8 protein-coding genes are annotated in these 9,715 nt (G+C 70.9%); 3 read left to right on the forward strand and 5 right to left on the reverse strand.

Going from position 1 to position 9,715, the window contains the following annotated elements:
• On the reverse strand, window positions 1-1,558 hold a 1,558-nt coding region (locus tag D7W79_RS32375), incomplete at its 3' end, for an FAD-dependent oxidoreductase (RefSeq protein WP_120529231.1).
• A gap of 106 nt (window positions 1,559-1,664) precedes the next feature.
• Between D7W79_RS32375 and D7W79_RS32380 the strand changes: the two genes are divergently transcribed.
• Window positions 1,665-2,261, forward strand: a complete 597-nt coding sequence (locus D7W79_RS32380) for a TetR/AcrR family transcriptional regulator (RefSeq protein WP_158617102.1) — start codon at window positions 1,665-1,667, stop codon at window positions 2,259-2,261.
• A gap of 12 nt (window positions 2,262-2,273) precedes the next feature.
• Here D7W79_RS32380 and D7W79_RS32385 read toward each other — a convergent pair whose 3' ends face one another.
• The 4 genes from D7W79_RS32385 to D7W79_RS32400 all read right to left on the reverse strand — a co-directional run bounded on the left by D7W79_RS32385 (window position 2,274) and on the right by D7W79_RS32400 (window position 7,805).
• Entirely contained in the window at window positions 2,274-3,152 is an 879-nt protein-coding gene (locus D7W79_RS32385) for an aldo/keto reductase (RefSeq protein ID WP_120529226.1), read from the reverse strand.
• 66 nt (window positions 3,153-3,218) lie between these two features.
• Window positions 3,219-3,998, reverse strand: coding sequence for an SDR family NAD(P)-dependent oxidoreductase (locus D7W79_RS32390; protein ID WP_120529227.1), 780 nt, complete (start codon window positions 3,996-3,998; stop codon window positions 3,219-3,221).
• A gap of 220 nt (window positions 3,999-4,218) precedes the next feature.
• Complete coding sequence (locus D7W79_RS32395; RefSeq protein ID WP_208729894.1) at window positions 4,219-6,033, reverse strand: ABC transporter ATP-binding protein; 1,815 nt, start codon at window positions 6,031-6,033, stop codon at window positions 4,219-4,221.
• The gene (locus D7W79_RS32400; RefSeq protein ID WP_167497767.1) at window positions 6,030-7,805 is read right to left on the reverse strand and encodes an ABC transporter ATP-binding protein; all 1,776 of its coding nucleotides are present in this window, start codon (window positions 7,803-7,805) and stop codon (window positions 6,030-6,032) included. The genes D7W79_RS32395 and D7W79_RS32400 overlap by 4 nt, the downstream gene beginning before the upstream one ends.
• 170 nt (window positions 7,806-7,975) lie before the next feature.
• Here D7W79_RS32400 and D7W79_RS32405 point away from each other — a divergent pair, with 170 nt between their 5' ends.
• A complete protein-coding gene (locus tag D7W79_RS32405; RefSeq protein ID WP_120529230.1) occupies window positions 7,976-9,010 on the forward strand; it encodes an aldo/keto reductase in 1,035 nt (344 codons plus the stop codon).
• A gap of 81 nt (window positions 9,011-9,091) precedes the next feature.
• A partial coding sequence (locus tag D7W79_RS32410; RefSeq protein WP_244222092.1) for a sulfatase-like hydrolase/transferase occupies window positions 9,092-9,715 on the forward strand: 624 nt, incomplete at its 3' end.

Here is a 9,715-nt window from a genome sequence, read left to right on the forward strand (position 1 = left end):
TGGATGGGATTGCCGGGGAGGAGGGGCGGGGCAGGAGCGGCGTCAGGAATTGCTCCAGCGCGGCCGGGTTGCCGGGCCGGGACACATGTCCCACGTAGCCATCCGGACGCACCAGGATGAGCGCATCCGTGCCCGGGGCCACGTCATAAGCCCGGTGCGCGTGGCCGTCCGTGTCGGACAAGGCATTGGCTTCAGGGGAGGTCCCCTTCGGGAGGACGCGGACGACGCGCACGGTGTCACCAAAGCGCGCGTGCGGGTCCGAAGGGCCCGGACCGAAGGCGAGCAGCGTCCAGTGCGGCCCCCGGAACGCGTCGAACAGGCGGAACGGCTTGCCATGCGCATCCACGCACGGCGCATCCGGGGCCCGGTCTCCGGCGTGCACACGGGCCGTGTCGTCGGATGACTCGGGAGCCAGCGGACCGCCGCGATAGTTCAATCCCAGCTGCCGCTCCTCGTCGCCCCGCTTCATGGCCTTCATGCGTCCCTGCCGCATGCCGTCGAACAGTTTCGAGGACAGCCCGAGCACCCGCGCGGCGATGGGCAGCCGCTCCGCCTGGTAGGTGTCGAGCAGGGCCGGATCCGCGCCCTGGAGCACGTGGCCCAGCTTCCAGCCCAGGTTGTAGGCGTCCTGCACGCCGGTGTTGAGGCCCTGGCCACCGGTGGGCGGATGCACGTGCGCGGCGTCACCCGCGATGAAGACGCGACCCACGCGGTAGCGGTCCACCATGCGGACGTTGGGGCGATACACGGACAGCCAGCTCGCGTCGTGCAGGCGCAGCTTGGAGCCGGGGCGCGCGGTTTCCTGGAAGCGCTGGTGGAGCGCGGCCTCGGTGAGCTCCGGCAGGGAGTCGCCGGGCTTCACCTGGAGGACGAGCTGGAAGCGGTCCGCGCCGGGCAAGGGACACAGCGCCACCATGCCGCGCTTCGCGAAGGGCCAGACATGCCAGTGCGTGTGTGCCAGGCCCTCCACGCGCACGTCGCCCACGACCATGCGCTCCTCCTCGTGGGTGACGCCATGGAGGGCCAGGCCCAGCTCCTTGCGCACGCGGCTGTGTCCGCCGTCCGCGCCGACCAGGTACTCCGCGCGGACGGCCTCCTCCGCACCGTCACGCGTGAGGGTGGCGGTGACGCCGGTGCCGTCCTGGGTGAAGCCGGTGAGCGCGGTGCCGAACTCCACCGTGACGCCCAGCGACGCCAGCCGGTCGCGCAGGATGCCCTCGGTGCGGGCCTGGGGCACGAGCCAGCCATTGGGATGGGGCACGTCCGGGGTCGCGGCGCGGGGCACCACCATGGTCCAGCGTCCCACGACGAAGCGCCGCCAGTGGATGCGCATGCGGGGGTAGGGGGTGCCCGCGGCGAGCACGGCATCGAGCACGCCCAGGTCTTCCATCACCTCCATCGTGCGAGGTTGAAGCCCCTTGCCGCGAGAACCGCCGAAGGGCTTGGGGGCCGCGTCCACGATGCGCACGCGGATGCCCCGGCGTGCGAGGTCGCACGCGAGCGTCAGACCGGTAGGACCAGCGCCGATGACGAGCACCGGCAGGGTTGCATGGGACATGGGAAGCCTCCTGTCGCGGGCCCATGCGTGGGCCCGGCGCGACGGAGACAAGAATGTAAGGAAGTGCTTATGTTGTCAGCTTGCGTTCCCGCCCCAGGAGTCCGGCATGCCGCGCGCGAAGTTTTCCCCTCGGAAGACGCCCACGCAGGAGCGCTCGCGCGCGACGGTGGACGCGCTGGTGCAGGCGACTGCTGACATTCTGGTGCGTGACGGCTACGCGAAGCTGACGACGAACCGCATCGCGGAGCGGGCGGGCGTCAACGTGGCGTCGCTGTACCAGTTCTTCCCCAGCAAGGAGTCACTGGTGGCGGAGGTGGCTCGCCGACACGCGAAGGATCAGCGCGTCGCCGCGCGGGAGGTGCTGGCGACGCGGAGGTTCGACACGCTGGAGGACCTCATCCGGACGCTGGTGGCGCTGGGCTTCGCGGCGCACGCGGTGGATCCGAAGCTGCACCACGCGCTGACGGAGGAGCTGCCCTCGCGTCCCCCCAGGAAGTGGGACCCGGAGGACGCGCCCATGCTGGAGGCCCTGGGCAGGTTCAAGACTGACGTGCCGGACCCGGAGCTGGCGCTGTGGCTCATCGACACGGTGTCCCACGCGGTCATCCACCGCGCGGTGGTGGAGCGCCCCGAGTCCCTGACCCAGGGGCTGCTCCAGGAGGAGCTGGTGACGCTCCTCCTGCGCTACTTGAAGCGGAAGTGACGAGGCCCGGCTTCAGCGGCCCGACGCCTGCGCGTCCACGGCGGCCAGCTCATCCTTGGTGAGCTTCACCTCCGCGCCCGCGAGGTTCTCCTCCAGGTGCTTCACGGAGGACGTGCCGGGGATGGGCAGCATCACCGGCGAGCGCGCCAGCAGCCAGGAGAGGGCAATCTGCGCGGGCGTCGCGTCGTGCTGCTTCGCCACGGAGTCGAGCGTGCTCCCCGGCTTCGCCAGACCGCCTGTCGCCAGCGGGAACCACGGGATGAAGCCCAGGTTCTCCTTCTCGCAGTAGTCCAGCACCTTCTCGTGCACGCGGTCGGTCAGGTTGTAGCGGTTCTGCACCGACACGATGTCCACCACCTTGCGCGCCCGCTGGATCTCCTCCACCGACACCTCCGACAGGCCGATGTGGCGGATCTTCCCTTCCTTCTGCAGCGCCTTCAGCTCGCCCAGCGACTCCTCCACCGGGACCTTCGGGTCGATGCGGTGCAGCTGGTACAGGTCGATGCGCTCCAGCTTCAGCCGGCGCAGCGACATCTCCAGCTGCTGGCGCAGGTACTTGGGCGCGCCCACCGGATGCCACTCATTGGGCCCCGTGCGCACCAGGCCCGCCTTGGTCGCCACCACCACGCCCTTGGCGTAGGGGTGCAGGGCCTCCGCGATGATCTCCTCGCTGACGTAGGGGCCGTAGGAGTCCGCCGTGTCGATGAAGTCCACGCCCAGCTCCAGCGCGCGGCGCAACACACGCACCGCCTCCGCCCGGTCCTTGGGCGGGCCCCAGATGCCCGGGCCGGTGAGCTGCATGGCGCCATAGCCCAGCCGGTGGACGGGCAGGTCGCCGCCCAGCTTGAAGGTTCCGCTCTTCTCCGCGGGTCGCGTCGAGGTTCCGCTCATGGGTGCTTCCTCCGTGCAGGTGAATGCGCGAATAGATGCATGTGCAGGAAATGCGTTTCCCCGGATTCAGGACGCCCGGTAGCGCCCGGCCAGCGTGTGGGTGGCCCCACGCAGCAGGCCGACCTCGGCCTTCTCCAGGGCCGCGAGGGCCTCCGCGGCTTCCAGCCCGGGGACGCAGACCGTCTCGCCACGCTCCAGCGCGACGAGCGACGCGGTGACGACGTCCTCGGGTGACATGGTGCCGGGATAGCCTCCGTTGAACTCGGTGAAGGTCATGCCCGGGCAGACGACCTGGGCCTTCACGGGCGTGCCGCGCAGCTCGCCCGCGAGCGTGCGGGTGAAGTGGACGAGGAACGCCTTCGCGCCCGCGTAGGTGGCCCGGTGGGGCAGGGGGCCCGGCGGCAACGCGCCGGAGAAGGCGAGCAGGGAGGCGACGTTGATGACCGCGCCCTTCCCGCGCGCCAGCATGCCGGGCAGCGCCGCGCGCGTGGCCAGCATGGGCGCCATCATGTGCAGGTTCGCCAGCCCTTCCAGGGCCGTGGGCTCCACCTGTGCGAAGGGGCCGTAGCCGCCCACGCCCGCGTTGTTGATGAGCAGGGTGAGGTCGTCGCCCGCCGCGCGCGCGGCCACCCGCTGGAGGTCCGCGTGCACCGTGAGGTCCGCCCGCAGCACCTCCGCGCGGATGCCATGCGCCGCCGTCAGCTCCGCCGCCAGCGCCTTCAGCCGCTCCTCCCGCCGTGCGACGAGGACAAGGTCATACCCGAGCGCCGCCAGCCGCCGGGCGTACACCGCGCCAATTCCCGCGGACGTGCCCGTCACCAACGCTGTCCCTCGACTGCCTGCCATGCCTGCTCCTTGAAAGTTGAAGAGGGTGCGCGCTGGGGCCCGCCGCCATGAATGCTGGAGATGGGGACTGCCAACGCGAAGCGCACGCCGCCAGGGCCGCACCCTCGGCCGCTGGGTAACGAAGGGCGGTCAGCCGTGCAAGCGGGATGCAGGCCCCGCGGGAATCAAGGAGCCGGAGACGGTCCAGCGCGCGACGTCCGCGCCCCGTGACGGCACCCCTTCAGCCCAGGGCCTTGGCCGTCGTCTCCGGCGTGTCACGGAACTGCTGGTGGTACAGCTCCGCGTAGAGCCCGCCCTTCGCGAGCAGCTCCGCGTGGTTGCCGCGCTCGACCACGGTGCCGTGCTCCAGCACCAGGATGAGGTCCGCGTGGCGGATGGTGTTGAGCCGGTGCGCGATGACGATGCTCGTGCGGCCCGACAGCAGCTGCCCCAGCGCCAGCTGGATGAGCGCCTCCGTGCGCGTGTCGATGTTCGCCGTCGCCTCATCCAGGATGAGCACCCGCGGATTGGCGATGACCGCGCGCGCGAACGCGAGCAGCTGCCGCTGGCCCTGGCTGAGCGTCGCGCCCCCCTCGCCCATCACGGTGTCGTAGCCCTGCGGCAGCCGGGTGATGAAGTCGTGCGCGTGCACCGCCTTCGCCGCCGCCTCCACCTCCTCGCGGGTGGCGTCCTGCTTCCCGTAGGCGATGTTGTCCGCCACCTTCCCGCTGAAGAGGAATGGCTCCTGGAGCACCATGGCCATCTGCTGGCGCAGGCTGCCGCGCGTCACCTGGCGCACGTCCTCCCCATCGATGCGCACCGTGCCCCCCGTCGCGTCGTAGAAGCGCGGCACCAGGCTCGCCACCGTCGTCTTGCCCGCGCCCGTGCGCCCCACCAGCGCCAGCGTCTGGCCGGGCTTCAGGTGGAAGGACACGTCGCGCAGCACGGGCCGCGCCGGGTCGTACCCGAAGGACACTCCCTCGAACGCCACCTCGCCCTTCAGCGACTCCAGCACCACCGCGCCGGGCACGTCCGGCGGCTCCGGCGCCTCGTCGAGGATGGCGAAGATGCGCTCCGCCCCCGCCAGCGCGGACTGCATCAGCGCGGCCACAGACGCGGCCAGCTGCACCGGCCGGAAGAACTGCTGCACGTAGATGAGGAACGCCGCCACGCCGCCCACCGTGAGCTGCCCGTCGAGCGCCAGCATGCCGCCGTAGCCAACCACCAGCGCGGTGGACAGCGTGGAGAGCAGGTCGATGGCCGGCGAGAACGCGGACGTGATGCCCACCGCCGCCACGTTCGCGTCGCGGTTGGCCGCGTTGCGGTCGCGGAAGCGCTCGATGTTCTTCTCCGTGCGGTTGAACGCCTGCGCCTGCCGCACGCCTCCAATCTCCTCCTGGAGGTTCGCCGTCACGTCGCCCACCGTCTGCCGCGTCTTGCGGTAGGCATTGCGCGCCCGCGACGCGAAGAACCAGGTGGTGAGCACGATGGCGGGGATGAGGGAGAAGCACGCCAGCGCCAGTCGCGCGTTGAGCGCGAACATCGCGACGAGCACGCCCACCAGCCCCAGCAGCGACCCCAGCAGCTGCGTCAGCCCCTGCGCGAAGAGCTGGTTGAGCGTGTCCACGTCGCTGAGCAGGCGGCTCATCAGGTCGCCCAGCGGGCGGCGGTCGAACCACGACAGCGGCAGCTGTTGAAGCCGCTCGAAGAGGCGCACGCGCAGGTCCGACAGCACGTACTGCCCCGCGTAGCCCACCCGCCGCGTCTGCGCCTGCTGCGACAGCGTGCCCACGACGTAGACGACGAACAACACCGCCAGCGTCCGCAGCAGCCCCCAGCCGTCCCCCGAGCCGATGTCGTGGTCGATGGCACGGCTCATCAGGTACGGGCCCAGGGCCTGGCATGCCGCGCCCACCAGGATGAAGACCATCGCCACGGCGAGCATGCCCGCGTGCGGCCGCAGTTCGCCCAGGAGCCGGCGGAACACCTTCCCCCGCTGCCGCGCGCGGCCCGCCTCCAGCTCCGCCATCGCCTCGATGCTTCCCGGCCGCCTCATGCCACCTCCTCCTGGCGCGGGGGCAGCAGCTGCGACCCGAGGATGTCGTTGTACAGCTCGCTGGTGGCCCGCAGCTCCTCGTGGCGCCCCTTCGCGGCGATGCGCCCCTCGTCCAGCACCAGGATGAGGTCCGCGTCCCGCACGGTGCTGATGCGCTGGGCGATGACGATGGCCGTCCGGCGCTTGTCCCGCATCAGCGCGTCCAGCGCGCCCTGGATGGCGGTCTCCGTGCGCGCGTCCACCGCCGACGTGCTGTCATCCAGGATGAGCAGGCGTGGATCCGTGAGCAGCGCCCGCGCGATGGCCAGCCGCTGCCGCTGTCCGCCGGAGAGCCCCACGCCCCGCTCGCCCACCACCGTGTCGTAGCCCTGGGGCAGCTCGCGGATGAACTCCGCCGCCTGGGCCGCCTCGGCCGCGCTCTCCACCTGGGCCTGCGTGGCCTCCGGGCGCCCGTAGGCGATGTTCTCCCGCACCGTGCCGGAGAACAGCAGCGCGTCCTGGAGCACCACGCCCATCTGCGAGCGCAGGCTCGCGAGCGTCACGTCCCGCACGTCATGCCCGTCCAGCAGCACCGCGCCCCCGGTGACGTCGTAGAAGCGCGGCAGCAGGTTGATGAGCGTGCTCTTGCCGGAGCCGGTGGTGCCCAGCACCGCCACCAGCTGCCCGGGCTCCAGCGTCACGCTCACGCCGCGCAGGATTTCACGGTCGCTGCCCGCGTAGCGGAAGCGCACGTCGCGCAGCTCGATGCGGCCCTGCAACGGAGGCAGCGGAGCCGCGCCCGGGCGGTCCGCCACCTCCACCGCCGTGTCGAGCAGCTCGAAGACGCGCTGCGCGGACGCGCTCGCCCGCGACATGCTGGCCGCGAAGAAGCCCAGCGTCATCAGGGGCATCAACAGGAAGGCCAGGTAGCTGTTGAATGCCACCAGCTCTCCCAGCGTCAGCTTCTGGTGGAAGATGCGCCAGCCGCCCACGCCCACCACCATCAGCGTGCCCAGGTTGGCGAAGAGGGTGACGAAGGGGAAGTTGCCGGCCAGCGCGTCCACCACCCGCAGGTTCTTCTCCTGCAGCTCCGCGTTGATCTTCCCGTAGCGCTCCCGCTCCCGCGCCTCGCCGGAGAAGGCGCGCACCACCCGCAGCCCGCGCAGATCCTCCTGCAGCGTGGTGTTGAGCGAGCCCAGCAGCGCCTGCAGCTGGCCGAACAGCGGCCGCATCCGCCCCATGAACCGGCGCAGCAACCACAGGATGGGCGGCACGCAGCTCAGCTCCGCCAGCGCCAGCACCGGATCCAGGTACACCAGCAGCCCCGCGCAGCCCAACAGCATCGCCGCCGCGGCGGCGAACTGCACGACGCCGCTGCCCACGAAGGTGCGCACCGCCTCCACGTCGCTCGTCAGCCGCGTGAGCAGCTGCCCCGTCTGCGCCTGGTCGTAGTAGCTGAAGGACAGCCGCTGGATGCGCGCGAAGAGCGCGTCGCGCAGGTCGAACGCCACGCCCTGCGACGCGCGCTCCGCCAGGTAGCCCTGAAGGAAGTTGAACAGGCCGCGCCCCAGCGCGATGGCGACCAGCCCTCCCACCGCCAGCCACACGGGCCGCCGCTCTCCGCGCGCGAGCCCCTGGTCGATGGCGATGCGGATCATCTGCGGCGCGCCCAGGTTCGCCACGGAGACGAGCAGCAGCGACAGCAGCGCCCCCAGCGCCTCCAGGCGGTAGCGGCGCAGATAGACCAGCGCCCGCAGGATGGGGGGACGGCCGGATGCGGGTGGCGCGGACATGCTCACGTGAGACCTGGACCCCTGCCTTCCCGCTCGGGAAGGCGCGCGCATGATGGGCGCGCGTCCGCTCCGCTTCAAGCACGACGCATGTCGCGAAACGACGGTTGCGCGCCGCGCCACGGGCCGTTACGTGGGCCGCCTTTCCCCCGGTTCGTCACGAGGTGAACGTCATGGAATACAGGCAGCTCGGTGGTTCGGGTTTCAAGGTCCCCGTCCTCAGTCTGGGCACGGGCACGTTCGGCGGCTCGGGTGAGTTCTTCAAGGGCTTCGGTTCCAGCGACGTGAAGGAGGCCACGCGCCTCGTGGACATCGCGCTGGACGCGGGCGTGAACATGTTCGACTCCGCGGACGGCTACTCCGCCGGGCTCGCGGAGGAGATCCTCGGCAAGGCGCTGGAGGGACGGCGCGACAAGGCCATCATCTCCACCAAGGCCACCTTCCGCGCGGGCACCGGGCCCAACGACGTGGGCTCCTCGCGCTTCCACCTCACGCGCGCCGTGGAGGCCGCGCTGCGCCGGCTGAAGACGGACTACATCGACCTGTTCCAGCTCCACGCCTTCGACGCGGTGACGCCCGTGGAGGAGGTGCTCAACACGCTGGACGGCTTCGTGCGCGCGGGGAAGATCCGCTACATCGGCTGCTCCAACTTCTCCGGCTGGCACCTGATGAAGTCGCTGGCCGTTTCGGAGCGCTACAACCTGGCGCGCTACGTGGCCCACCAGGCCTACTACTCGCTCGTGGGCCGGGACTACGAGTGGGAGCTGATGCCGCTCGCGCAGGACCAGAAGGTGGGCGCGGTGGTGTGGAGCCCGCTGGGCTGGGGCCGGCTCACCGGCAAGCTGCGCCGGGGCGCGCCGAAGCCGGAGACGAGCCGCCTGAACAACCCCGCCACCGCGGCCGGCGGCCCGCAGGTGCCGGAGGAGTACCTCTTCAAGGTCGTGGACGCGCTCGACGCCGTGGCCCAGGAGACCGGGAAGACGGTGCCGCAGGTGGCGCTCAACTGGGTGCTCCAGCGGCCCACCGTGTCCAACGTCATCATCGGCGCGCGCACGGAGGAGCAGCTGCGCCAGAACCTGGGCGCCATCGGCTGGAACCTCACGCCCGCGCAGGTGGCCACGCTGGACGCCGCCAGCACGGTGCCCTGGCCGTACCCGTACTTCCACCAGCGGCAGTTCCACGAGCGCAACCCGTTCCCCGTGACGTGAGCGGGGTGTGAAGAGGGAAGCGGCCGGGGCCTGGGACCGGCTGCTTCCGTCCGGAGGGCAGGTCCACTGTTCTCCGGGGCGATGCACCTCACCCACAAGAACGTTCCGGTTCGCGTGGAGGCGCGCTCGCTCATGTCCCTCAAGGAATACAAACCCGGCAGTCCCTTCCCCGGCGTCATCGGCCGCACCTGGGAGCAGTCGTCTCCCGCGTGGCCCTCCCCCCTGCGCTCGAAGCCGGGCGCGCCCAACGTCCTGTTCATCATCCTGGATGACACGGGCTTCGGGCACCTGGGCTGCTACGGCTCGCCCATCCGCACGCCGAACCTGGACCGGCTGGCGAAAGGGGGGCTGCTCTACAACAACATGCACACCACCGCGCTGTGCTCGCCCACGCGCTCGTGCGTCCTCACCGGCCGCAACCACCACTCCAATGGGATGGCCACCATCACCGAAACGTCGATGGGCTACCCCGGCTACAACGGCAACATCCCCTTCGAGAACGGCTTCCTCTCCGAGATGCTGATGGAGGCCGGCTACAACACGTATGCGCTGGGCAAGTGGCACCTGACCCCCGCGGAGCAGACGAGCGCCGCCGGGCCGTACTCGCGCTGGCCGCTGGGCCGCGGCTTCGAGCGCTACTACGGCTTCCTGGGCGGGGACACGCACCAGTACTACCCGGACCTCGTCCACGACAACCACGCCACC

Source organism: Corallococcus exercitus (assembly GCF_003611585.1).
GTDB classification, from domain to species: Bacteria; Myxococcota; Myxococcia; order Myxococcales; family Myxococcaceae; genus Corallococcus; species Corallococcus exercitus.

Coding starts and splice junctions, on each gene's coding strand:
- D7W79_RS32400 (WP_167497767.1), bottom strand. CDS start 7,805: ATGTCCGCGCCACCCGCATCCGGCCGTCCCCCCATCCTGCGGGCGCTG.
- D7W79_RS32405 (WP_120529230.1), top strand. CDS start 7,976: ATGGAATACAGGCAGCTCGGTGGTTCGGGTTTCAAGGTCCCCGTCCTC.
- D7W79_RS32395 (WP_208729894.1), bottom strand. CDS start 6,033: ATGAGGCGGCCGGGAAGCATCGAGGCGATGGCGGAGCTGGAGGCGGGC.
- D7W79_RS32380 (WP_158617102.1), top strand. CDS start 1,665: ATGCCGCGCGCGAAGTTTTCCCCTCGGAAGACGCCCACGCAGGAGCGC.
- D7W79_RS32390 (WP_120529227.1), bottom strand. CDS start 3,998: ATGGCAGGCAGTCGAGGGACAGCGTTGGTGACGGGCACGTCCGCGGGA.
- D7W79_RS32385 (WP_120529226.1), bottom strand. CDS start 3,152: ATGAGCGGAACCTCGACGCGACCCGCGGAGAAGAGCGGAACCTTCAAG.